We start from the raw sequence: 22,356 nt of genomic DNA on the forward strand, positions 1-22,356 counted from the left end.
AGAGCCGACAACAGAGCCAGTAGCAGAGCCAGCAGTAGAGCGGGCAGCAGTAGAGCCAGCAGCACGCCCGTCCGGCGCGATCGCCCGGATTGGATACGATTGGTCACGACTGCGGGGGAGGCAGCGTGGCGCAAGGACCTGAGGAGCCCATCCCGGGCGTGGACCTCGACCGCCCCAGCGTGGCGCGGGTTTACGACTGGTATCTCGGCGGCACGGCCAACTGGGCCATCGACCGCGAGTTCGGCAAAATGGTCCTTTCGGCCTTTCCGGCCGGCATGTACTGCGCCAGAGCCAACCGCGCCTTCCTGCACCGCGCGGTACGGCACCTGGTCCGCCTCGGCGTGCGCCAGTTCGTCGACATCGGCTCCGGCGTTCCCACGATGGGCAACGTGCACCAGATCGCCGACGAGGTCGCGCCGGACTCCCGCGTCGTCTACATCGACCGCGAACCCGTCGCGGTCGCGCACTCCCGGATCCTGCTGGAGCGCCACGGCGATCCCGAACGGCACGCGGTGATCCAGGGCGATCTTCGCGAACCGGATGAACTGTGGGAGTCCGTCGCGGAGACCGGGGTCATCGACCTCGACCAACCGCTCGCCCTGCTGGTCACCGCGGTCCTGCACATCCAGCAGCCCGGCCGGGACGGCCGCGACCTCGGGCCCGAGGCCATCGCGCGGTACCGGGAAATGCTTTCCCCGGGTTCGTATCTGGTCCTCTCGCAGATTACCCACGAGGGACTGCCCGACGACATCGCCCGCCAATTGCACGCGGTCATCCAGCTGTACGACACCAATGTCAGCAAGCACGTGCTGCGCTCGAACGCGGAAATCCGCGCCCTGTTCGGAGACTTCGAACTGCTCGATCCCGGCGTCACGTGGACTGCCGCCTGGCATCCGGAGGAAAGCGGTCTCAACACTCCGGTCGTCGACTTCGCGGACCCCAGCGAGGCCGCGATGCTGGCCGGGGTCGCGCGCAAACCCTAAAACCGGGGTAGCGCAACACTAATTGGCTCACCGCAGGTCGGCGCGCAGCAGCATCGCGTTCCGGAAGACGCCGTCCGGCGGAGCGGTAGTCCCGCCGTCCGTGGTCACGTAGAGGGCCCGTCCCTCCTCGCCCGGCACCCAGGCAGCGCTCGACGGCCCCACCAGAAGTTCGTCGAACGGCTCCCCCGCCACATGCCGGACCTCGCTGCCGTGCCGCGGGATCAGCGGCACCCGGTCCAGCGTGTTCGCGCGATGCCTGGTGACGTAAGCGAAACTGGCCTCCTCATCTAGCGCGAAATCGTCGGCATTGTCGATCGCGGCGACGAATTCCGCACCACCCGCCGGATCGAGCGTGGCGGGGTCCACGGGCACTCGCATGAAGACTTTCTGCGCCGTCGAGGTGTAGTAGAGGTACCCGGTTCGCGCGCTGTACCGGACACCGTTGACGCCTGGCTGGCGCGGCGGGGCGACCTCGGCGTCCGGGTCGTCGGCCATCGTGTCGTGGGCCAGCCAGATCCGGGCCTGCCCACTGCGGGCCTCGGCATCGAGGTCGACACGCCAGATCAGCCCGGCGAAGCAGTCCGCGACGGCCAGTACTCCGCTGCCGAGCAGACAGCTGCCGTTGAGTGCGCGCACGCGGTCGTCGAACGTGAAAATGACCTCCGGGGAGACTGGTTCGCCGGGCGTCCAGCCGGTGAGGTCGAGCCGGACCAGGTGCGATTCGTGGGTGGTGTAGCCCTCGGTCAGGCTGATCAGGAAGACGTCCGGCAGCACTTCGGCGATCCCCGTGACCGGATGGTCGAAACGGTGCACGAGAACAGGGCGCTGCGGCTCCGGCACGATCCACAGCTCCTGCTGCAGGAGGACGGTGACCAGCACCGAACCGTCTGCGCGGACGGCGAGGTTTTCCGGGAAGTACTTCTCCGGGAAGGACGCGACCGGGGTCAGCGTGACGTCGGGGATGGGTGTCATCGGCATGAGGGGCTCTCCGGCAGGTTAAAAGAGGACGGACATCCGCTTTTCTTTCACGCTAGGCTGCGGAGGCGAGGAGTGTCAAGTCGAGGGAGCGGACGTTGCCGAGGGTGAGCCAGCAGTACAAGCACGACCAGCGCGGAGAAATCCTGGCGGCCGCGCGCCGCTGCTTCCTCCGCAACGGCTTCCACCGCACGTCGATGCAGGACGTCTTCGCCGAGGCGGGCAAGTCCGCGGGTGCGGTCTACCGGTACTTCCCGAAGAAGGAGGACATGATCGTCGCCGTCGCCGCGCAGAATCTCGACGACGTCACCGGGGTCCTGCGCGCCGCTCTCGCCCGCGGCACCGGCGAGCACGGCGTCGGCGAGGTGATGGCGGAGCTGCTGGAGGCCGTGCGCGATCTTCATCGGGACCGGCAACTGGCGGCAATGGCGGTGCTGGTCTGGTCGGAAGCCCAGCGCAGCCCGGAACTCGCCGAACGGCTCACCGCCGCGTCGGCCGAGATGAGTGCCGAAGTGGCCGGCCTTGTCCGCGACCGACAGGAGGCCGGGACCTGGACCAGTGCATCGGCGGATGCTCTCGCGCAGGCGATTTTGGCGCTCCTGCCCGGGTTTCTCTTCAACCTGGCGCTCTCCGGACCGGACGGAGTAGCCGGATTCCCCGACGCGGTCCGCACGCTTTTGCCACAGTGACCCCGCTTAGCGCGCGGAGGACCGGCGGGGACCGTTTGCATCCGCCCTCGAGACCGGGTGAGATGCTCTGATGCTCAACCCGTCCGAAGTCACCCCGGTCCCCTGGCGCAACGGAGCAGGCACCACGCGGGAACTCGCCGCCGATCCCTCCGGCGAAACACTGTGGCGGATCAGCGTCGCGGACCTTCTCGAAGACGCCCCGTTCTCGGTTTTCCCCGGCGTGGACCGGCTTTTCACCGCTCTCGGCCCGCTCCGGCTGACGATCAACGGGACCACGACGGACCTCGATCGCGGCGGCCAGATCCGGTTCGCCGGAGAGGACACCGTGACGGTCTCCCTCGATCAGCCGACCCAAGCCTTGAACGTGATGACCCGGCGCGGGCGGTACCGAGCCGAGGTCGTCCTGCGCGCCCCGGCGGCGGACCGCAGTGCCGGCGTGGCCGCGACCGTCGATCTCGGCGGGCAAATCGCCGATGTTTTCCTCACCGCGCTGGCATGATGCAGCCATGACCCGCACTGCCCGGCGGATGTTCGAGCTCCTGGAGCCGATCTGCCTCGTCACGTTCTTCGCCGACGAATGCAACGAGGAACTGGCCGCGCTCGGCCACCGCACCTACTGGGACGGCTATTTCGCCAGCCGCGCCGCACCGTTGGGACGGCCGTCGGCGGAGGTCGTGCACGCGGCGTTCTACAACTTCGCCGAGGGCGAGGCCGCGCGGCACATCCCGAGCGCGTGGGAGACGATCCCGGCCGAGGCGTCCGTCGCCGCACGCGAACGGGGCAGCGCGGCCTCGGTGCGCCGGATCCTCGGCGACGAACTGGCCAGCTCGCCGGGTTTGGTGCGCGCCGCCGATCTGACCACCAAGGCCGCGACGAGCGCACCCACCGTGGGCCGCGTGATGTACGCCGGGATGCGCGCCCTTCCGGTGCCGGGCGACCCGGTCGCCCGGCTGTGGCATTCCGCGACCATGCTGCGCGAACACCGCGGGGACGGGCACATCGCCGCCCTGGTCGGCGCGCGGATCGGCGGGACTGAGGCGCACATTTTCGCGGCGCTGGAGATGGGCCTCCATCCGCCGGAGTCGTTCGGGCGGGTTCACCACTTGCCGAAGAAACGGCTGGCGGCGGTCATGGCGGGGTTGCGGGAGCGGGGGCTCGTGGACGCTGACGGCCATTTCACTGACGCAGGGCGCGAGCTCAAGCAGGGCATCGAAGACCTGACCGATGAGCTGGCTGCCGCGCCGTATGAGGCTCTGCCCGCTGCCGAACTCGACGAGTTGATCGCTGTGCTCGAACCGATCACCGCCAAGCTGGTTGCCGCCGGATCGAAGTGACCTAAGTCCGTGAGGGGAACCCTGAGAGACTCTGAGTCCCTCAGGGTTCCCCTCACGCACCTCGGCATCGCCCGCCCCGCCCGGCCAGCCGTCGTTTCTCGCGCTGGTCAACGTTTTCGTGCGCTACGGAGCCGTCGTCGGAGCGGCCTCGGCGATCAGGCGACCTCAGTCGTGCCTAGCGGCCAGGCGGACGGCATCCATCGCCGCGACCTCCTTGGGCGTCCGGCGTTGCGCGCCGACCCCGAGAAATCCGCCTTCCTGGTTCACTTCGGCGACGACCGTGGCGATCTCCACCAGGAACTCGCGGAAGTCCGGCAGTTCCGCGGGCGCGGTACCCGCCACGATCGCGGCGGCTGAGCGGATCGTCTTTTCCGCGTACGGCAGGTATTCGGAGTATTTGACGCCCGGCCGCAAGCCCGTGTCGAAGGCCGACGAGGCCGCTACCTCGCGGATGAACCGCCTCGGGTGCGCGACACTGGCCTCGCGCAAGGTTTTCACCAGTGCGAACATCTCGTCCGAGTCGACGCCGCCGACCGAGAGCCCGACCAGGATTCCCGACGCCATCATCGCCCGCTGCAGGGTCGCCCATTCCTCGGCGGTGAAGTCCTCCTCGCCCGCGCCGCCGCGGGCGCGTCCGTCGCGGACCACCTGCATGCCGACGCTGGCCACCAGGCCCGGGATGCTGCGCGCGACGTGCAGTTTCCGCGTCCGCGCCGGCTCCGGCAGGTCGTCCCAGTCGACCAGGTCCGGGTCGGGCAGTTCTCCGGAGGTCTGTTCGGTCCGCCATCGGTCGTGTTCGCGCTGGGCCAGCAGCAGGACCTCGTCGTCGCCGAACGCGACGGTGAGGTCGGGGTCGAAAGCGGGCACCATCACGCAGCCGACCAACGCCAGATGCTCGCCCAACTGTCGGGCCTGGGCGCGGGTGACCGCCTTGTGTTCCTCGGGGGCCTGGTCCCAGCGGGGCGGGACCCAGGCGTGCACGGTCCGCTGGGCGTGGCCGTCGACGTCGTGGAGAGCCCGCGCGAGATCCTCGATCAGCTCGCCGCGGGTGTAGCGGCTGAGGTCCTCGATCAGCCGGTCCTGCGCCTCCAGCCGGGCCTTCATCCGGCGGCATTCGTGCAGGACCGCCTCGCCGTTGAGGAAGGTCTGCTCGGAACGCCGGTCGCCGGCCTGGCCGAGCACGCCCTGGCCGACCATGATCACGATCATGAAGACCAGCTGGACCAGCGTGGACAGGAAGGTCATGAACGCGAACGGGTACGGGTCCAGCGTCTGCACGCCCAGCCCGGCCAGTCCCATCCACACCACCTGCGTGCCGGCGGCCAGGTAGAACGCCCACATGCTGCCGAGCCGCTGCGTCAGCCACGCCGCGATCCGGCCGTTGACGCTCACCGCCTGGTCGAGCGCCTGCGGCGGCCGCTGCACCCGGTGCTGCTGGATCCACGGGTGCGGGCTCGACTCCAGCAGGCTCACGCCGCGGCTGAGCGCCCGGTCGTGCTGGTCGAGATGCCGCTGCAGGTCCGCGATCTGCTCGAAGACGGCCTCGGCGTTCTCGTAGGTCTGGATCGAACGCCGGTCGGCCGCGCCGCCCAGCACCCGCTGGCCGACCAGGATCACCAGGCACAGCACCAGCTGCACCACGTTGTCGAGGAAGAGCAGGAACGCGAACGGGTACGGGTCGGCCGCGCGCAGCGGACCCCAGGTCGCCAGCGCCATCCACCCGGCGACCAGAGCGAGCACGACATACAGCGCGGGCATCGATCCGACCGCACGCGTCAGCGCGGCCGCGAACGCGCCGTTGAAGCCGACCTGTTCGTCCGCGGTCGTGGCCGGTCGCCGCAGCCGCGGCATTCGGCGGCGGTTCACCCGATCCGTCCGGATTCGGTGGCCGCAGCGGCTTTCCAGCACGCTTTCGTTCGCTCAGTGGATCCGCGCCGCGTCACCGTCGAGCCCCTTTCCGCTTTCCGCCGGTCTCTGCACCCCAGTATCCCGGCGCGGACCGGGAGGGGTCCACGGCGCCCGTGCTCGACTGTCCACTGAGGACTTTCGAAGGCGGGCGCGGATCGGGGAGAGGCGGCGTTCGGGAAAAGAAATCGTTTTCTCGATCATTTCGCGCGCACTGGGAAAAATGCACCCTCCCCGCCTTTCCCGGCGAGGGGTACCGTTGCGGAAGCGCTGGCCCGACGGAAAGCCAGGTTCCGGAAGACCGGCGCCGATGAAGCGTTTTCGCATTCGGCGCGGACGCCTGGGACCGGCGGGAATCGTGATGAAAGAGCTCGATTTCGACAGCGAAGACCTCGAAGTCACCGAGGAGTTCCTCAGCAGGGCCTACACCAGGATGCAGATCGGCGGCGACGTCGAGCAGACCCGGGCGCACGTCTCCCGCAATGTCGTGGGATCGGTCAGCGTGGACGATCTCGAGTTCAGTTACGACATGAGCCACGACGCCGGGACCCTCGGCAAAATCTGTCTCGGCAACGTGCATTCCGGTTCGATCGTGCGGCAGTACTTTCCCGACGGGGAGGAAGGGTTCTTCGGCCCCGGCGACGTATTCGTCTACACCCCGCACGACCGGCCCTACGCCGGGGTGATCCGCCGTTCCAGCTACAACCTCGTCATGTTCGACCCGCAGTTGCTGACCCGCGTGGCCGCCGGGCTCCCCGGCCGCAGGCCCGATCCGGTGCGGCTCGTCGGCGACCGGCCCGTTTCCCCCGCGGCGGCACAGCATTTGCGGCGCACCATCGCCTACCTGCGCGACGGCGTCTGCGCCGATCCCGAACTGAGCCAGCAGCCGCTGCTCGTCTCGGCCGCTTCGCAACTGCTGGCCGCGAGCGTGCTGGTCGCGTTCCCGAACACCGCGACGACCGAGCCCACCGGCGCGGACCGCCGCGACGCGCACTCGGACACCCTGCGCCGCGCGGTCGCCTACATCGACGAGCACGCCGACCAGGACCTCTCCGTGGCCGACATCGCCGCCGCCATCCACGTCAGCGTCCGCACGGTGCAGGTCGCCTTCCGGCGGCACCTGGACACCACCCCGATGGGCTATCTGCGCCAGGTCCGGCTCTCCCACGCCCACGCCGACCTGGTCGCCGCCGACCCGTCGGGCACCGTCACGGTCACCGCCGTCGCCGCCCGGTGGGGTTTCTTCCAGCTCGGCCGGTTCGCCGCCGCCTATCGCGCCGCGTACGGCTGTTCCCCGCACCAAACCCTCGTCCAGCGCGGCCCCTGAGCGGGACCGCTGCGTTTTCTGCACACCCGGCGCGAGGTGCTGCGTTATCGGCATGGCCTCGTCACCTGAAACCGGGCTTCACTGGACACAGGCGGCAGACAGCCGCATACGCCGGCGCCGTACCGCCGCGCAGCCGGTGGACCCCGCTTCGCCGCACGCGCGCACGGTTCCCGCCTGCCTGGAGGGGAACTATGCCTGCCACCGAACGCGAAACGCTGGTCGCCGAGGCCGTGCTCAACCTCGCCGCGCGCGAACGGGCGGTTCCGGACCTGATGCACGACCTCACGACCAGCGTGGCCGCGCTGGTCGGCGTACGGGCCGCCGGGGTCGCGGTCCTCGACGAGACCGGGAAGGCGGACTGCCTCGCCATCTCCGACGAAGCGTTCCTCCCCTTGGCGCGCAGCCAGTTCGAACTCGGCGAAGGCCCGGCGGTGGACAGCATCCGCACCGGTGCCGTCCTGCCCCCGGTCACGCTGCGGCCCGCGGGCACCGGACCGCAGCGCTGGCCACGCTTCAGCGCCCGGGCGCTGCGGGCCGGTGTCACTCGTGTCGCCGCCGTGCCGCTTCGCGCCGGCGAGCACGCGGTCGGCACCGTGACGTTGTTCAGCACTACCCCGTCGGTTCCGGTCGCGCAGGACCTGCGGCTGGCCCAAGTCCTGGCCGACGCCGCCGGAGCCGGGTTGTCCCAGAAGCAGGCTTTGCGCACCAAGGACGAGAGCATCGGGCAGCTGCAGTCGGCGTTGAACTCCCGCGTCGTGATCGAACAGGCCAAGGGGATTCTCGCCGCGCACCTGAGCATCGAGGTCGGAGAAGCCTTCGACCGGCTGCGTTCGCACGCCCGCGCGCGGCGGCTGAAGCTCAGCGAACTGGCCGGGCTCGTCGTGCGAGGGGAAATCCCGTCCGGGCTGCGGGCGATCGCCTGAACGGGTCGACTGGCGAGGGGTGGCTGGCTGGTTCTCCCGGGGACCGGCCAGCCTTTCTCGCGTTCTAGCCCGGGTATCGCTCTGGCAGTCGCGCAGCGGCGTGCGTCCGGCCGGGGACTGTGCCGGGCCGCGGCGATCCGGCAAGCTGGACCGGTGCCCATGGAATCAGTGATCGACAGCACCGCCAAGAAACAGCTGGAATTCTTCATCGACGAGCACCGCGAGGCGCTCCAGCGCTGCCTCGACGGACTCACCGAGGAGCAGGCCCGCCGGTCGCTCGTGCCGTCGCGGACCACGTTGCTCGGGCTGGTCAAACACGTGACCTTCGTCGAGAAGGTCTGGTTCGACGAAGCCGTCACCGGCCGTACGCGCGCCGAGATCGGGATCCCGGCCACTCCCGACGAATCGTTCGCCCTCGCCGACGGCGACACGATCGCGTCCGTCCAGCAGGCGCACCGCGAAGCGTGCGAGAACGCCCGCCAGGCCACCGCGTCGCTCGAGCTGACCAGCGTCCTGCCTGGCAACCGGCGCGGCCCGTTGCCGCTGCAGTTCGTCTACCTGCACGTTCTGCGCGAGCTGGCGCAGCACTGCGGCCACGCGGACATCATCCGCGAGCAGATCCTCGCAGCGGACGGAGCTACTTCTTGACCGGGTACGCCTTGGGCACGCCGTCCTTGTCGACACCGGCCGCGGCGTACTTGCTCACCCAGTCCGGCACGTAGCCGACGTCGGTGGAGAGGTCCTTTCCGGTCTTGGCGTCGAGGACGATCGGCTGCCTTCCGTTGGTGTAGCCGTAAAGCGCGCCGTGCCACGCGACGGTCAGGCCGCCCGGCGGGACGCGGTTCGCGGCCTGGTCCGGGAGGCTCCACAGCTTGGTCCCGGCCTTGGCGTCGTAGGCGGTGAGCACGCCGGAGTCGGTGCAGGCGAGCACCGACTGCTCGTCGTAGAGGCAGTCGCCGTAGCGGTCCGGGCCCAGGTTGCGGGTGCCTTCCACGGAGAACTTCTCCGCGCCCGTCGCCGCGTCGAGGAACTTCAGGAACGCGTGGCCGCTGCTGTACTCATTCGCTTTCAGGACCACCATCGCCGGGTCTCCCCGCAGGATCTCGACCGCGCTCGATTTGGCGGCGGCGACCCACTTCTGCTCACCGGTCGCGACGTCGAGAGCGGTCGCCTGGACCATCGAGGAGTTCTCGGCCACGTTGGAGTCGACGCCGACCACGAGGTCGCCGTTCACGCTGCCCGCGTCGAATTTCTTGCGTTCCCACAGCTGTTTCCCGGTCGCCGGGTCCAGTCCGACGGTGAGGTTGCCCTCCGACTGCGTGAAGCTGGCGACCACCGCCTTGTCGGTGGCCGCGACGACGTGCGTGACCGAGCGCTCGCCGCTGATCCCGTACTGGTCGTCGGCGATCTTGGTGTTCGCCTGCCAGGCCTTGGCCCCGGTTTCGGGGTTCACCGCGATCACGGCGAGTGCGAGGTAGCCCGGCGTCGTGCCCTGCTCGGGCATCCGCAGCGGGACGGCTCCGACGGCCAGTTTGTCCGTGACGAGCGGCGGACGCGGACCGCTCTGCTCGACGAATGGGCCGTTGTGCGCGTTCGGGTCCGCGGCCGGGCCTTCGATCTTGATGTTCCACTTCTCGCGGCCGGTCAGGACGTCGACCGCGCTCAGCGATTCGGGGGCGATGATGTAGCCGGTGCGGTCGCGCAGCGTCATGAATTTCGACGTCACGGAGCCGCCCAGGTTCGACTGCAGCGACGTGCGGGGCAGCGTGACGCCCCTGCCGGTGTCGAAGGCCAGCGGCGGGTCGGCGGTCACCGCCTCGGGCTGGGCGGACGAGGCAGGCGGCTGCTGCCCGGCCTGGTCGGTGGGCAGGGTGGTCGGCAGGGATCCGCCGCCGCACGCGGCCGTGAGGGCCAGCATGCCCAGACCGGCCGCAACGCTCAGTATTCGCCGCATCGGTTGTCCCCGTTCTCCCGAATCGCTGCTCCATTCGGAGTCGTCGGGGAACTTAGCCGACGAAACGGCCGCATGTGCACGAGATCATGCAAATACCGCGAAAAAGGCGACCCGTACGGGTGAGCAACGGCGACCCATCCGCGACCGGTCCGGCCGCGAATGCCTGGCATGACCTCCCGACCGCGGCTCCTTCCGGCGGCGCTCTGCGGCGTCCTCGCCCTGGTCTCGGCGCTGGCCGCCGGACATCTGGCGGCGTCGTTCGGCAATGTCAACGCTTCGCCGTACCTCGCGGTCGGGAACGGGGCCATCGATCTGACGCCGCTGCCGCTGAAGGACTTCGCGGTACGGACCTTCGGCACCTACGACAAAGCGGTCCTGCTCGGCGGCATGGCGGCGGTGCTGGTGCTCGTGTCCGCCGCGGCCGGGTTGCTGTCTCGGCGATCGCAGTGGCCGGGAGTCGCGATCATTGTCGCGTTTGGACTGATCGGCGGGGTCGCGGTGGCGGCGCGGCCGGATCTGACGGCGGTGGCGTTGCTGGCTCCCCTGGTCAGCCTGGTCGTGGGGGTGGCGGTTTTCCTGCTGCTGCACCGGATCGCCGCACGGCAGCAGGCGACGGACTCCACCCGCAGATCGTTCCTGCTCGGCAGTGTCGGCACCGTGGTCGGAGCCGGAGTGCTCGGCGGCGCGGGGCAGCTGATCAGCGGAACCCGGGACGCGACCGCCTCCCGGGCGGCGGTAGGCCAGCTCGTACCCGCGGTTTCGGCCCCGCCGATCCCTGCCGACGCGGATTTCGCCAAGCTCGGGACCCCGCCGTTCCTCACGCCGAACCGGGACTTCTATCGCGTCGACACCGCGTTGTCCGTTCCGCAGGTGCGAACCGAGGATTGGAGCCTGCGGATCCACGGGATGGTCGAGCGGGAAATGCGGTACCGATACCGCGATCTCCGCGACCGGCCGCTGGTCGAGCGCACCGTGACGATGACGTGCGTGTCCAATGAGGTCGGTGGCGATTATGTGTCCACTTCGAACTTCATCGGGGTCGATCTCGCCGATCTGCTGGCGGAGGCCGGGGTACAGCCGGGTGCGGAGCAGTTGTTCTGCTCCAGTGTGGACGGTTGGACGTCCGGTACGCCGGTCGCCGCCGCACTGGATCGTTCGCGGGGCGCGATGCTGGCGCTCGGCATGAACCGCGAACCGTTGCCGCTGGAGCACGGCTTTCCCGCGCGGCTGGTCACTCCCGGGCTTTACGGGTATGTCTCGGCCGTCAAATGGGTGGTGGACATCGAGGTCACCACCTGGAAGGCCCGGCAGGCGTACTGGCTCCGCCGCGGCTGGGGCGAGCAGGCGCCGATCAAGACCGAATCGCGGATCGACACGCCCAAGGGCTTCGCGACGGTTCCGTCCGGCACTGCGCGGATCGCTGGCGTCGCCTGGGCGCAGCACACCGGAATCGCCAAGGTGGAGATCAAAGTGGACGGTGGGTCCTGGCAACCGGCCACGTTGTCCGCCGAGGTGAACCCGAACACCTGGCGGATGTGGTGGACGCAGATTTCCGTGAAGCCCGGTACGCACCAGGTTTTCGTGCGGGCGACCGACAAATCCGGCTATACGCAGACCGAAGCCCGCGCCGGCACCGTGCCCGACGGAGCGACCGGCTGGCATTCCACGACTTTTATCGCTTCCTGACCAATCCGGATCCGATCCGGTGCCGAATACCTGAAGAACAGTCCACTGTGAACGGAGAATTGCCGTGAAGTCCCTTCGCCTCGCCGGTATCGGTGCCGTCGCTGCTCTCGCCCTCACCGCGTGCGGCAGCAGCACCGACAACAACGCCTCGAGCAGCTCCTCGTCGGCAATGCCCTCGTCGATGCCGTCCTCGGCGCCGATGTCCAGCAGCAGCTCCGGCGTCACCACCAACGACCAGGTCTTCGGTCCCGCCTGTTCCCAGCTCCCGCAGGGCAGCGCGCCGGGTTCGCTCGACTCGATGGGCCCGCAGCCGGTCGCGTCCGCCGCCTCGACGAACCCGCTGCTCACGAAGCTGGTCGCGGCGGTCAAGGCCACCAACCTGGTCGACACGCTCAACAGCCAGCAGGCGATCACCGTCTTCGCCCCGGCCGACCCGGCGTTCAACGCCCTCGGCGACGCGAAGTTCAAGGAGCTGGCGGCCAACCCGAACCAGCTCGCGCCGATCCTGCAGTACCACGTCGTCGGAAAGCGCTACGACGCCAAGGGCCTCGAACAAGCCGGCACCCTGACCTCGCTGAACGCGGGGGGCGGGCCGCTGAAGATCGAGGGTTCCGGCGACAACCTGACGGTCAACGGCGCGAAGATCCTGTGCGGGAACATCCCGACCAAGAACGCGACCGTTTTCGTCATCGACAAGGTGCTCACCCCGGGCACGAACAAGAACTGAGCCACCGGGCCCGGCGCGCCTCCCCAGCGCCGGGCCCGGTTTTCCTTCAGCTGAGCGAAGAAGCGACGTGCAGATCGACGTTCTTCGTTTCGGGAGCCATGAACGCGCTCACAATCGCACCCAATGCGGCAATACCGGCGGCGATGTACATCGTGGCCGACAGCCCGAGATTGGTCAGCGACCACGGCGTCGCGAACGTGCCGACCGCCGCGCCGATCCGGCTGATCCCGGTGCACAGCCCCACCGCCGAGGCACGAACCTCAGTCGGGAACAGTTCGTTCGGGTAGATCCATTCCAAAATGGACGGTCCGCCGTTGAACACGGCGTACACCGCGAAAGCCAACGCGATCAACCACAGCGCGGCGCCCGGCTGCAGGCCAAGGTAGAACAGCCCGGCGGCGGAAATCGCGAAGCCCCAGATCAGCACGGGGCGACGGCCGAGCCGGTCCACCAGCAGCAGCGCGGCGATGTTTCCGACGAAGAAGAAGAAATTGATCAGCCCGTACCCGAGGTGCGACAGATTGCCGCCGCCGAGGTTGAACAGTTCGAGAATCCGCGGCCCGAACGCGTAGATCGCGAACAGCGGGACCACGGTGCAGGTCCAGAAGATCGAGATGAAGATGACCCGCTTGAGGTATCCGCGGCGCCACAACGCGGACATCGGGGTTTTGGTCTCGGCTTCCGGCAGGTCGTCCAGCGTCGCGTGCTCGCCGATGGTCGTGCGCAGCACTTCCAGCGCTTCGGCGTCGCGGCCCTTGCTGTGCAGCCAGCGCGGCGATTCCGGGATGCTGGTCCGGGCGATCACGATCAGCAGCGCGGGCACCGCCGAGGACAGCAGCATCCACTTCCAGCCCTGGTCCACGTTGAGCAGGAAGAACCCGACGAAGGCGGCGACCGTCGCGCCGACGAACCACATCGCGTTCAGCCCGCCGACCAGCCGCGCCCGCCACGCCTTCGGCGCGAACTCGGTGACCAGCGCGGTGGCGATGGGATAGTCCGCGCCCACCGCGACGCCGATCAGCAGCCGCAGCACGAACAACTGCGCCGCGTCGGCGACGAAGAACTGCAGCACCGAGCAGACGATGATCGCGATCAGGTCGATCGTGTACATCAGCTTCCGGCCGATGCGGTCGGTGAGCGGGCCGAACACCGCTCCCCCGATGAACACGCCGACCAGCGCGGACGCGCCGATCAGGCCGGACCACAGCGAGTCCATCTGCCACTGCGGGCCGATCTGCACCAGCGCGATGCCGATGATGCTGAGGATGTAGCCGTCCAGGAACGGCCCGCCGGAGGAATACAGCGCCAGTTTGCGGTGGAATCCGTTGAGCTTGGCGGAATCCAGGGTCGCGCGAACAACAGAGCCGGCGGTTTCCGGTGCGCGGTCAGTCTTCATGTCGATTGGTCTCCTCGCTGCCGACCGCCGCCACGGCGTCGATCTCGATGCGTTTCGTCCCCCGGAATCCGGCGACCTGGACCGTGGTCCGCGGCGGCAGGTCGATGCCGGCGAAACGGTCGAGGTAAGCCTGGTGGTAGGCGTCGAACTCGCCGAGATCGGCGAGGAACACCGTCAGTTTGAGCAGCGTGCGCAGGCTCCCTCCCGCGGCCCGCAAGGTGTCCTCGAGATTGTCGAGGGCCACCCGCACCTGCTCGTCGATTTCTTCCGGGACGCTGCCGTCCCGGCGCGCGGGAACCTGCCCGCACGCCCAAATCACTCCGCCGAAGACAGCGGCACCGGCGTACGGGCGCGGTCCGTGCGGATGCGCTACCAATTCGCGCGAGGTCATCGGCCCTCCCGGTGGTCCGGAATCAGGAACCCGCGCGCGATCGAATACGCGAGAGTCCACAGTGGAGTTTTCACGGACACGCCATGGGCGACCGCTTCGCGATACCGCCGCTTTCGTTCCGCCGCGGTGGAAATGACTTCCCCGGCGGGAACGTCGGACAGCGGGCGGATCACCAATCCCGCGACCGGCGGACGCGGCTCGGCCGCAGCGGGAAGCCGGAGCAGATCCCCGTCCGGAGTAACCACAGTGCGTTCTCCACCGTCCGCAAGGGACAGTGCCCGGCCCGCCCGTTCGGCGATGTCCAGCGCGGCCCAGTCCAGCGCCGGGGCTCCCGCCATTCCAGGCACGACCAACGTGCCCACCACCGCAGCCGTTTCGCACGCCGGCACGAACGCCTGCAGCGGACCGCGCGAAGCCGGGTCGTGCGCGACGGCGTAACCGTCGCAATGTTCGAGCCGCAGCCCCACCCGTCCAGCCGGAACGCGTGCCGTCTCGGTGGCCAAGGCGTCGAGACCGGCGCTCTCGTGGACCTCAGCAGACGCGATAATCTCGGCCAGATACTCCGCCTCGCCGCTGCTGAGCCCCGAAGCCCGCAATGCGCGTAGCGCAACCTCGTGGATCTCCCGCACGGACACCCGGGTGAGCATGGCTTCGGCGGCCGAAACGCGCTCGGCCCTCGCCGCGGTCATTGCCCGGCTCCAGGGAACACCGTGTCGAACAGCCGGAGCCAGTTGCCGCCCAGCACCTGCGCCACCGCGGTTTCGTCCAGGCCCACTTCCAGCAGCCCCTCGGTGAGGACGGGGAAATCGGCCGGTCCGCCGAACCAGTCCGGCCACACCGGCCACTGCGGTTCCACCGGCACCGCAGACGCGGGCCGCCACCGGCCGTTGCGCAGCCACGCGACGTAGTCCTGTGACCAGTTCCGCGTGCAGTCGCTGCCGAGCGCGACGTGGTCCGGCCCGATCCTCTCCACCAGTCCGGCGACCATTTCGCAGAACTGCCGCCGGGTGGTCTTCTCGCCGCCGATCACGTTGGGGTACAAGCAACAGCCGAGCACGCCGCCGCGCGCGGCGAGGGCGTCGATGACGTCGTCCGGCTTGTTGCGCGGCGAATCCGCGAAGGACAACGGGTTCGCGTGCGTGATCGCGACCGGTCCGGCCGAGGCGTCGATGGCGTCGCGGCTGGTGCGATTCCCGACGTGCGACAAGTCGACCAGCATCCCGACGCGGTTCATTTCCGCGACGATGAACCGGCCATACGCGGTGAGCCCGGAATCGTGCTCGTCGTAGCAGGCGCCGCCGACGAGGTTCTGGATGTTGTAGGTCAGCTGCGCGATGCGGACGCCGAGGCGGTGGAACACCTCGACCATCCGGTAGTCGTCGCCGAACGGCGAGGTGTTCTGGAAGCCGAGCAGCACGGCGAGCCTGCCGTCGCTCTTCGCTTTCCGGATGTCGTCGGCGTTCTCCGCGAGGACGACCAGATCGGCGTTGTCCCGTGCGAGTTCGTACCAATCCGCGACCGCGCGCAGCGTTTCCTGCGGGCCTTCCCAGACCGCACACGTCGCGTTGACGCCGGTGACGCCGCCCGCTTTCAGTTCCTCCAGGACTTTGCGGTCCCAGTTGTTGATCTGCAGTCCGTCGACGACAGTGAGGTCGCCGTGCTCCAGGGGGTCCACTCAGGACTCCTTTCCGGGCTTGCGGGTGAACAGCCAGTCGTCGTCCACACCGGACTCGACGTCGCTCGCCCGGGGCGCGCCCGAGAACAGCGTGACGCGCAACCAGTCGGTCGACTGCGGGCTGTAGTTCTCCATGCCGTAGAGGGCCAGCTGGAACCGCTGCAGGTGCAGCGGAAGGAAATCGTCGGCGAGCAGGTTCGCGCGGACCTCGCCGTAGCGGAGCCCGGCGACGGACTGCACGCGCGCGACAATGCCGCGATGCCAGGGGAATTCCAGCAGGAACTCCGCTGCCGAACGGTCGGCGTCGGCGGCGGCCAGGTCGTGCCGGAGGGCGTGCACGGCGCGGGCGATGTCGATCGGATGCTCCATCGATTCGCCCGGGTCCTGGCCGCGTTTGCCGCGTCGCGGTTCTTCGTTGTCCTCCGCGGAGAACCAGAACCTCGCCTGTTCGTTCGGGTCGGTGAAGTCGAATTCGCGGGTCCAGTCGTACCGGTCGGCCAGCAGGTCGCGCAACTGTCCGCAGGTCTGGGCGATCTCGACGCGCCGCCGCTGGTCGCAGGTCAGCAGGTGCTCGATCTCCGCGTCGAGCGAGTCGTCCAGTTCGACCAGGACGGTGTGCAGCACCGCCCGGGCCTCGGCGCCGAACTCCGCGGCCCGGTCGTCGAGATCCCGCCAGCGGAAGCCGCCCGCCGGGAATTCGCCGAGCAGAGAGGCGATTCCGTCGAGCCGTTCGGCCAGCTCCGGGCAGGTCAGGTACGGCGCGGTCGTCAGGGTGTCGCGTTCGCGGAAATAGCGGCGGGCGCGGTCGAGCAGTTCGCTCGCCCGCCGTACGGAACCAGGGTCGGCTTCCGCGTCGAGGGCATGGGCCAGCGGCAGTTCCCGCGCCGAGCACCACGCGTCGAGGATGCTCGGATGGTTCACCACGAACGGGACCATGCCGAGCCCGGTCGCGTTGCCCAGGCCGAGGTATCGCCGCCAGTCGCCGGAAAGCTTTGCCGCAGCAGGGTTTCGCCGGGCGGCACAGTGCTCGACAAGGTCGTAGCTGAACTCGCGCAGCAACCACGCGGCGAGCATTTGCGCCCGATACGGCACCCGCAGCGGCGGAACTTCGGCAACCCGGTCGAAGTCGGCGAGACCGAACTTTCCGTTGCTGTAGAAGGCAGTGCTGCGCAGGATGTAGCAAGCGTCGCCCATCGTGACACAGTCTGGCTGACCACCACTCGCCAGTTGAGCTACGACGTATTCGAAGAACCGCTCGCTCCGGTTGGCCCGGGTCCACACCAGCGTCGCGGCGTCGGCCCGGCCAGCTTCCTGCCGTGGTACTTCACGACGCAGCTCGGCCAGCCGGTCCTCCGGAACTGGGCCTTCCACCAGGGCAGCCGTGACATCCCACCGCTTCGCGATCACGCGGTCAGTGCGCTCGTTTTCCTGCAGCACAGTGGAAAACACCGCGAAGTGCAGCAGCGTGCCGTCGGCGTCGATCCGGTAGACCGCTTCGCCGTGACCGTTGTCGTCGAACTCCCAGCGAACGGTGGAGACCGTCCAGCGCTCCCGAGCCGCCTGGCGGAGGAACGACCGCGCGAAGCTGTGCCGGGTGTAGCGGGCGGCGCCCAGTTCCGCCGGGGCGAGCGCCGTGTCCGCGGGCCGGGTCACGATCGGTCCCGAGGCGCGGACGTCCGCAGGTACGCGGTCTTGGTCCAGGTGAAGAACTCCGCGGCGGATTCGCCGTTCTGCTCGCGAGGCGCGGGGAACGACGAATCCTTGAGGCCGCCGAACGGAGCGTGCACCTCGGACCCGGTGTTCGGCGCGTTGACCTTCACGATGCCCGCGTCCAGATCGCGCAGGCACTGCCGTACCGCGCGCTCGTCGTCGGTGAACACCGCCGCGGTGAGCCCGAAGCGGGTGCCGTTCGCGAGCCGGATCGCCTCGTCCAGGTCGGCGGCGCGCAGCACGGTGGCGACCGGGCCGAATACTTCCTCCTGACTGATCGTCAGTTCGGGCGTCCCGGCCAGCAGCGTCGGCGCGACGAACGCACCGCCCTGCGGGGAATCCGCGCGGGCCAGCACAGTCGCGCCCTCGTCCACCGCCTGCTGGATCGCGCCCTCGACCTCTTCCGCCGCCCGCGCGGACACCAACGGTCCGATCTCGACTCCCGGCGTCGTCCCCGGCCCGACGACAAGGCCCTTGACCCGCGCGGACAGCTCAGCGACCAAGCGGTCATAGGCCTCGCCGACCGCGATGATCCGGCGAGCGGCCGTGCACTTCTGCCCGGTGCCGCTCATCGACGCCGTGACCAGCGCCGCTGCCGCCTCCGCCGGGTCCGCGTCGGGCAGGACGATCGCCGCGCTGTGCCCGCCGAGTTCAAGCTGCACCTTCGCCCCGCGCGGCACGACCGCGGCCTGGATCGCCCGGCCGACCGGCACCGACCCGGTGAAGGTGACGCCGGACAGCTCCGGCCGTTCCACCAGCTCCGCGCCGAGCGAACCGGGCGCGAGCAGCAGGTTGAGCACGCCGTCCGGCACCCCGGCCTCGATGAGGATCTCGGCGAACGCCACCGCCAGCGCGACCGTGTCGCTGGCCGGCTTCCACACCACCGCGTTGCCCCACAGCAGCGCGGGAGCCAGCTTCCACGCCGGGATCTGCACCGGGAAGTTCCACGGCGTGATCACGCCGACGACACCGAGCGGACGGCGCACGGTCCGCACCACCTCGTCCGGGTTGCCGGACGGGTAGAGCACGCCGTCGGCACTGCGCGCCCGGCCCGCGTGATAGTGCAGCGTCTCGACCGACGCAGCCACCTCGCCCCGCGACTCCGCCAGCGTCTTGCCCTGCTCGCGGGTCATCAGCGCGGCCACCGATTCGGCGCGCTGGGCGAGCAGTTCCGCGGCCCGCCGCAGCACGAGGCCGCGGGCGATGGTGCCCTGGCGGTCCCACTCCGGCTGCGCCGCCACGGCCGCGCGCACCGCCTCGTCGAGCAGCTCCGGACCGGCCGTCCGGTACTCGGCCACGATCTGCGCCGGATCCGCCGGGTCGACACTCTGCGCGACCGGTCCGTCGCCGGGAACCCACCGTCCCGCTACGAAGTGCTGCAACGACAATGCGTGATCCACGGGTGCTCCTCGACGTTCGCGACGGTGCTTGTCGTCCATGACGCTAAGTCGCGCGGAACACAGAGTGAAGTATCTATTGCCTACGCACTGATAAGGAACCATTATCACCGGCGTGGAACTCCGCCAGCTTCGCTACTTCGTCGCGGTCGCCGAGGAACGCAGTTTCCGTCGCGCGGCCGAACGGCTGCACCTCGCCCAGCCCGCGCTCAGCCAGCAGATCGCGAAGCTGGAGAAAGAGCTGTCCGTGCGGCTGCTCCTGCGGACCACGCGCAGTGTCGAGCTGACCGAACCGGGCCGCGTGCTGCTCACCGAGGGCCGTCGCGTGCTCGCGGGCAGCCAGCACGCCCTCACCGCCGTCGCGCACGCCGCGCGCGGCGAACTCGGGCTGCTGCGGATCGGGTTCGTCAGCTCGGCCGCGCTCGAAATCGTTCCCGCCACAGTGCTGGAAATGCGGCGGCAATGGCCGAATGTCCGTTTCGAACTGACTGAATCGACCACCGACGCGCAGATCGCCGCACTCGGCGACGGCCAGCTCGACGTCGGCATCGCGCGCGAGGTCGGCGAAGCCGCCGGACTGACCGTGCACCCGCTGGGCCGCGAACGGCTGATCGTGGCCGTGTCCGAGACGCATCCGTTGGCGGACAACGAAACCGTCGAGATGGCGGAGCTGGCCGACGAGCCCTTCCTCGCCTTCCCGCGCACGCGCGTCTCGCGGCTGCACGACCACATCGAGACGCTGTGCCTGCGCGCCGGATTCCGCATGCGAGTGGTCCAGGAGGCCGTCCAATTCCCGACGATGCTCGGCCTCGTCGCGGCCGACACCGGCATCGCGATCGTGCCGAACGCCCTGCGCGCCTTGCAGTTGCCCGGACTGCGCTATCTCGCGCTCACCGACGCCGGCGCGTTCTCGACCGTCTCGGCGATCTCGCGCACCGATCACGAAAACAACCCGGTGGTCGACCGTTTCCTCAGCGTCGCGCGTGCCCGATGATGTCCCGGTGGACTTCGAAGCGCACCGCGGCGAACTGACCGCTTACTGCTACCGGATGGTCGGCTCGTTCCACGAGGCCGAGGACCTGGTGCAGGAAACGCTGCTGCGCGCGTGGAAGGCCCGCGACCGGTACGACTCGGCCCGCGCTTCGGTGCGGACCTGGCTGTACCGGATCGCGACCAACGTCTGCCTGACCGCCCTTGAGGGCCGTGCGCGTCGGCCGTTGCCGTCCGGCCTCGGCGCCGCCAGCGACGATCCGGGCGCGCCGCTGCAACCGGCGACGGACATCCCGTGGCTGCAGCCGTTCCCCGACGCACGCTGCGAGGCCGACACCCGCGCCGGACTGCGGCTGGCGTGGGTCGCCGCCACGCAAGTACTCCCGGCGAAGCAGCGGGCGGTCGTCGTGCTCCGGTCGGTGCTCGAGTTCAGCGCGGCCGAGGTCGCGACGCAGCTGGAGACCACCGTTCCGGCCGTCAACAGCGCGCTGCAACGAGCCCGCGCTGCCCTCGCCGACGCGGGCGCAATGGACGAGGTCGCCGAGCCGGACGACGCGGAAACCCAAGCCGTGATCGACCGGTACGCGGAAGCCTTCGAGGCCGCCGACGTCGAGGCGCTCGTCAAGCTGCTCACCGACGACGCGATCCTGGAGATGCCGCCGGTGCCGCTCTGGTTCCAGGGCACCGACGACTACGGCCGGTTCATGCACCGGGTGTTCGAGATGCGCGGAGTCGGCTGGAGCGTCCGCGGGCTGACCGCCAACGGGCAGCCCGCGCTCGCCGCCTACACGCCCGACGGGCAGCTGCACACCCTGCAGGTCTTCACGGTGACCGGCGGGCGGATTTCGCACAACGTCGTCTTCGCCGATCCGCGCGTTTTCGAGGCGTTCGACCTGCCGCCGAAGATTTTTTAGCCGGGAGCGATGAGTTCGGGCGGGGCCGCCGGTAAGTACTGGCGACACCGATTGAAGGGATCTCCGCCATGAGCGTCATCGTCATCGCCTTCACCACCCTCGACGGCATCTCGTCCGACCCGGACGGCTCCTCCGGCACCCCCGGCGGCGGCTGGGCCTTCCGGCACGGCCCGGAGTCCGTCGCGGGTGACAAATTCCGGCTCGGGAGCACGCTGGACGACGGCGTACTGCTGCTCGGCCGCAAGACCTGGCAGCTGTTCTCGAACCTCTGGCCGCACCGCGACGACCCGTTCTCGCAGCGGATGAACGCCGCGGCCAAGCTGGTCGCCACCAGCACTCTGACCGACACCAGCGCGTGGCAGAACTCCTCGGTTCTCGACGGCGACCTGGTGGACGCGGTGAAGCGGGAAGAGCGCGACATCGTCGTCACCGGCAGCCTGAGCGTCGTGCACACCCTGATGGCAGCCGACCTGGTCGACGAGTACCGGCTGCTGACCTTCCCCACCGTCCTGGGCACCGGGACCCGCCTTTTCCCGGACGGCACCGGACCCGCCCACCTGGAATGCGTGTCGGCCGAACGCGTTGGCGCGGCGACGCTTTCGCGGTATGTGCGCGAAAATTCAGTGGAGGGCTCCGGGCGGTAGGCCGTACCGTCGCTGGCCATGTTGCTGCTCGTTTCGGGCGCGTCCAGCGTCGGCAAAACCACCGCTCGCTTGCACGCGCGGCAGCTGCTCGACGACACGTACGAGAACGCCGAACTGAGCACGCTCGGCCCGATCCCGGCCGTGCAGACCGTCGCGTGGCGGCAGGAGCGGGTGGAAGTCGCGGTGCGACGCGCGATCGCGCTCGAAGCCGAGGGCAGGCATCTGCTGCTGGCCGGCGATCCGGTGCCGCTCGGCGAAGCGCTGGCCGCGCCGAGTGCCGACCGGATCGACATCGCCGCCTGCCTGCTCGACCTCAGCGACAAGGCCCACCTGGCTCGGCTCGACCTCAGCGACGAGGCCCACCTGGCTCGGCTCGCCCGCCGCGGCGAGCCGAGCCACGCGAATCAAGCATTCGCGGCGTGGCTTCGCGCGCACGCGCACGATCCCGGACACCTTCCGGAAGCTGTCACGAACGACTCCTGGCCCGAGATGCGCTGGGACCGCTGGGTCGGCCGTTCTCCCGGTCCGGAGTGGGCGATGACGGTGCTCGACACGTCTGCGCTCGGGCCGGAGGAGGTCGGCCAGGCAGTCGCGGAATGGTGCCGCCGGGCGGTGGCTGGGGAGGCTCCGGTCTTCCCGGCTGGCTGGTTCGCGGAGGTCCGTGAGGGACGCTGAGTCCCCCATGCCGGGAACTTTGTCTCCGAGACCTCGGCCCGCTGACCATCCACAAAGGACA

22 protein-coding genes are annotated in these 22,356 nt (G+C 69.4%); 13 read left to right on the plus strand and 9 right to left on the minus strand.

Translation table 11 applies throughout. From position 1 onward, the window contains the following. The first annotated feature begins 158 nt into the window (after window positions 1-158). Window positions 159-983, plus strand: coding sequence for an SAM-dependent methyltransferase (locus ABZX37_RS14880; protein WP_354739744.1), 825 nt, complete (start codon window positions 159-161; stop codon window positions 981-983). A 27-nt stretch (window positions 984-1,010) separates the two neighbouring features. Here the strand turns inward: ABZX37_RS14880 and ABZX37_RS14885 are convergent, their stop codons facing one another. Next, window positions 1,011-1,961, minus strand: a complete 951-nt coding sequence (locus ABZX37_RS14885) for a hypothetical protein (RefSeq protein ID WP_354739653.1) — start codon at window positions 1,959-1,961, stop codon at window positions 1,011-1,013. 104 nt (window positions 1,962-2,065) lie between these two features. Between ABZX37_RS14885 and ABZX37_RS14890 the strand changes: the two genes are divergently transcribed. The 3 genes from ABZX37_RS14890 (at window position 2,066) to ABZX37_RS14900 (ending at window position 3,981) form a co-directional block, all read left to right on the plus strand. Next, on the plus strand, window positions 2,066-2,647 hold the full coding sequence (locus tag ABZX37_RS14890) for a TetR/AcrR family transcriptional regulator (protein ID WP_354739746.1): 582 nt from the start codon (window positions 2,066-2,068) through the stop codon (window positions 2,645-2,647). Between the two features lie 70 nt (window positions 2,648-2,717). Further along, window positions 2,718-3,146, plus strand: a complete 429-nt coding sequence (locus ABZX37_RS14895; RefSeq protein ID WP_354739655.1) for a HutD family protein — start codon at window positions 2,718-2,720, stop codon at window positions 3,144-3,146. A gap of 7 nt (window positions 3,147-3,153) precedes the next feature. Next, window positions 3,154-3,981 carry a MarR family transcriptional regulator gene (locus ABZX37_RS14900; RefSeq protein WP_354739657.1) on the plus strand — a complete coding sequence of 276 codons (828 nt, stop codon included), beginning with the start codon at window positions 3,154-3,156 and terminating at the stop codon, window positions 3,979-3,981. Between the two features lie 165 nt (window positions 3,982-4,146). Here ABZX37_RS14900 and ABZX37_RS14905 read toward each other — a convergent pair whose 3' ends face one another. Beyond that, entirely contained in the window at window positions 4,147-5,847 is a 1,701-nt protein-coding gene (locus ABZX37_RS14905; protein WP_354739659.1) for a DUF1003 domain-containing protein, read from the minus strand. A 400-nt stretch (window positions 5,848-6,247) separates the two neighbouring features. On the opposite strand from ABZX37_RS14905, the gene ABZX37_RS14910 reads away from it, so the two are divergent. The 3 genes from ABZX37_RS14910 (at window position 6,248) to ABZX37_RS14920 (ending at window position 8,784) form a co-directional block, all read left to right on the plus strand. After that, on the plus strand, window positions 6,248-7,213 hold the full coding sequence (locus tag ABZX37_RS14910; protein ID WP_354739661.1) for an AraC family transcriptional regulator: 966 nt from the start codon (window positions 6,248-6,250) through the stop codon (window positions 7,211-7,213). A gap of 191 nt (window positions 7,214-7,404) precedes the next feature. Beyond that, window positions 7,405-8,136, plus strand: coding sequence for a GAF and ANTAR domain-containing protein (locus tag ABZX37_RS14915; protein ID WP_354739663.1), 732 nt, complete (start codon window positions 7,405-7,407; stop codon window positions 8,134-8,136). A 159-nt stretch (window positions 8,137-8,295) separates the two neighbouring features. Beyond that, window positions 8,296-8,784: a DinB family protein gene (locus ABZX37_RS14920; protein ID WP_354739748.1), complete on the plus strand. Its 489-nt coding sequence runs from the start codon at window positions 8,296-8,298 to the stop codon at window positions 8,782-8,784. Here the strand turns inward: ABZX37_RS14920 and ABZX37_RS14925 are convergent. Beyond that, on the minus strand, window positions 8,774-10,090 hold the full coding sequence (locus ABZX37_RS14925; RefSeq protein ID WP_354739665.1) for a PQQ-binding-like beta-propeller repeat protein: 1,317 nt from the start codon (window positions 10,088-10,090) through the stop codon (window positions 8,774-8,776). The genes ABZX37_RS14920 and ABZX37_RS14925 overlap by 11 nt on opposite strands. A gap of 168 nt (window positions 10,091-10,258) precedes the next feature. On the opposite strand from ABZX37_RS14925, the gene ABZX37_RS14930 reads away from it, so the two are divergent. Further along, window positions 10,259-11,776 carry a molybdopterin-dependent oxidoreductase gene (locus ABZX37_RS14930; RefSeq protein WP_354739667.1) on the plus strand — a complete coding sequence of 506 codons (1,518 nt, stop codon included), beginning with the start codon at window positions 10,259-10,261 and terminating at the stop codon, window positions 11,774-11,776. A gap of 64 nt (window positions 11,777-11,840) precedes the next feature. Then, a complete protein-coding gene (locus ABZX37_RS14935; RefSeq protein ID WP_354739669.1) occupies window positions 11,841-12,503 on the plus strand; it encodes a fasciclin domain-containing protein in 663 nt (220 codons plus the stop codon). A gap of 46 nt (window positions 12,504-12,549) precedes the next feature. Here ABZX37_RS14935 and ABZX37_RS14940 read toward each other — a convergent pair whose 3' ends face one another. From ABZX37_RS14940 to ABZX37_RS14965, 6 genes are read right to left on the minus strand one after another with little or no spacing between them, the layout of a single operon-like run. Continuing rightward, window positions 12,550-13,899 carry an MFS transporter gene (locus ABZX37_RS14940; RefSeq protein WP_354739671.1) on the minus strand — a complete coding sequence of 450 codons (1,350 nt, stop codon included), beginning with the start codon at window positions 13,897-13,899 and terminating at the stop codon, window positions 12,550-12,552. Continuing rightward, window positions 13,889-14,290: a RidA family protein gene (locus ABZX37_RS14945; protein ID WP_067584709.1), complete on the minus strand. Its 402-nt coding sequence runs from the start codon at window positions 14,288-14,290 to the stop codon at window positions 13,889-13,891. The genes ABZX37_RS14940 and ABZX37_RS14945 overlap by 11 nt, the downstream gene beginning before the upstream one ends. Continuing rightward, a complete protein-coding gene (locus ABZX37_RS14950) occupies window positions 14,287-14,979 on the minus strand; it encodes a hypothetical protein (protein WP_354739673.1) in 693 nt (230 codons plus the stop codon). Before ABZX37_RS14950 ends, ABZX37_RS14945 begins: the two co-directional genes overlap by 4 nt. Continuing rightward, entirely contained in the window at window positions 14,976-15,965 is a 990-nt protein-coding gene (locus ABZX37_RS14955) for a membrane dipeptidase (protein WP_354739675.1), read from the minus strand. Before ABZX37_RS14955 ends, ABZX37_RS14950 begins: the two co-directional genes overlap by 4 nt. Further along, entirely contained in the window at window positions 15,966-17,618 is a 1,653-nt protein-coding gene (locus tag ABZX37_RS14960; RefSeq protein ID WP_354739677.1) for a hypothetical protein, read from the minus strand. It lies immediately after the preceding gene. After that, complete coding sequence (locus ABZX37_RS14965; protein ID WP_354739679.1) at window positions 17,615-19,075, minus strand: aldehyde dehydrogenase family protein; 1,461 nt, start codon at window positions 19,073-19,075, stop codon at window positions 17,615-17,617. Before ABZX37_RS14965 ends, ABZX37_RS14960 begins: the two co-directional genes overlap by 4 nt. Window positions 19,076-19,187: 112 nt before the next feature. On the opposite strand from ABZX37_RS14965, the gene ABZX37_RS14970 reads away from it, so the two are divergent. From ABZX37_RS14970 to ABZX37_RS14985, 4 genes are all read left to right on the plus strand, one after another. Next, the gene (locus tag ABZX37_RS14970; RefSeq protein WP_354739681.1) at window positions 19,188-20,066 is read left to right on the plus strand and encodes a LysR family transcriptional regulator; all 879 of its coding nucleotides are present in this window, start codon (window positions 19,188-19,190) and stop codon (window positions 20,064-20,066) included. Between the two features lie 7 nt (window positions 20,067-20,073). Next, on the plus strand, window positions 20,074-20,976 hold the full coding sequence (locus ABZX37_RS14975; protein ID WP_354739683.1) for an RNA polymerase subunit sigma-70: 903 nt from the start codon (window positions 20,074-20,076) through the stop codon (window positions 20,974-20,976). Between the two features lie 68 nt (window positions 20,977-21,044). Further along, a complete protein-coding gene (locus tag ABZX37_RS14980; RefSeq protein WP_354739685.1) occupies window positions 21,045-21,620 on the plus strand; it encodes a dihydrofolate reductase family protein in 576 nt (191 codons plus the stop codon). An 18-nt stretch (window positions 21,621-21,638) separates the two neighbouring features. Continuing rightward, window positions 21,639-22,295 carry a hypothetical protein gene (locus ABZX37_RS14985; RefSeq protein ID WP_354739687.1) on the plus strand — a complete coding sequence of 219 codons (657 nt, stop codon included), beginning with the start codon at window positions 21,639-21,641 and terminating at the stop codon, window positions 22,293-22,295. The last annotated feature ends 61 nt before the right edge of the window (window positions 22,296-22,356 follow it).

This window comes from Amycolatopsis sp. NPDC004079, assembly GCF_040610415.1.
GTDB classification, from domain to species: domain Bacteria; phylum Actinomycetota; class Actinomycetes; order Mycobacteriales; family Pseudonocardiaceae; genus Amycolatopsis; species Amycolatopsis halotolerans.

What these genes read in the sequence shown, in the direction of transcription:
- ABZX37_RS14885 (WP_354739653.1), bottom strand. Translation starts at nt 1,961, where the DNA reads ATGCCGATGACACCCATCCCCGACGTCACGCTGACCCCGGTCGCGTCC.
- ABZX37_RS14895 (WP_354739655.1), top strand. Translation starts at nt 2,718, where the DNA reads ATGCTCAACCCGTCCGAAGTCACCCCGGTCCCCTGGCGCAACGGAGCA.
- ABZX37_RS14900 (WP_354739657.1), top strand. Translation starts at nt 3,154, where the DNA reads ATGACCCGCACTGCCCGGCGGATGTTCGAGCTCCTGGAGCCGATCTGC.
- ABZX37_RS14910 (WP_354739661.1), top strand. Translation starts at nt 6,248, where the DNA reads ATGAAAGAGCTCGATTTCGACAGCGAAGACCTCGAAGTCACCGAGGAG.
- ABZX37_RS14915 (WP_354739663.1), top strand. Translation starts at nt 7,405, where the DNA reads ATGCCTGCCACCGAACGCGAAACGCTGGTCGCCGAGGCCGTGCTCAAC.
- ABZX37_RS14920 (WP_354739748.1), top strand. Translation starts at nt 8,296, where the DNA reads ATGGAATCAGTGATCGACAGCACCGCCAAGAAACAGCTGGAATTCTTC.
- ABZX37_RS14925 (WP_354739665.1), bottom strand. Translation starts at nt 10,090, where the DNA reads ATGCGGCGAATACTGAGCGTTGCGGCCGGTCTGGGCATGCTGGCCCTC.
- ABZX37_RS14930 (WP_354739667.1), top strand. Translation starts at nt 10,259, where the DNA reads ATGACCTCCCGACCGCGGCTCCTTCCGGCGGCGCTCTGCGGCGTCCTC.
- ABZX37_RS14940 (WP_354739671.1), bottom strand. Translation starts at nt 13,899, where the DNA reads ATGAAGACTGACCGCGCACCGGAAACCGCCGGCTCTGTTGTTCGCGCG.
- ABZX37_RS14945 (WP_067584709.1), bottom strand. Translation starts at nt 14,290, where the DNA reads ATGACCTCGCGCGAATTGGTAGCGCATCCGCACGGACCGCGCCCGTAC.
- ABZX37_RS14950 (WP_354739673.1), bottom strand. Translation starts at nt 14,979, where the DNA reads ATGACCGCGGCGAGGGCCGAGCGCGTTTCGGCCGCCGAAGCCATGCTC.
- ABZX37_RS14980 (WP_354739685.1), top strand. Translation starts at nt 21,045, where the DNA reads ATGAGCGTCATCGTCATCGCCTTCACCACCCTCGACGGCATCTCGTCC.
- ABZX37_RS14985 (WP_354739687.1), top strand. Translation starts at nt 21,639, where the DNA reads ATGTTGCTGCTCGTTTCGGGCGCGTCCAGCGTCGGCAAAACCACCGCT.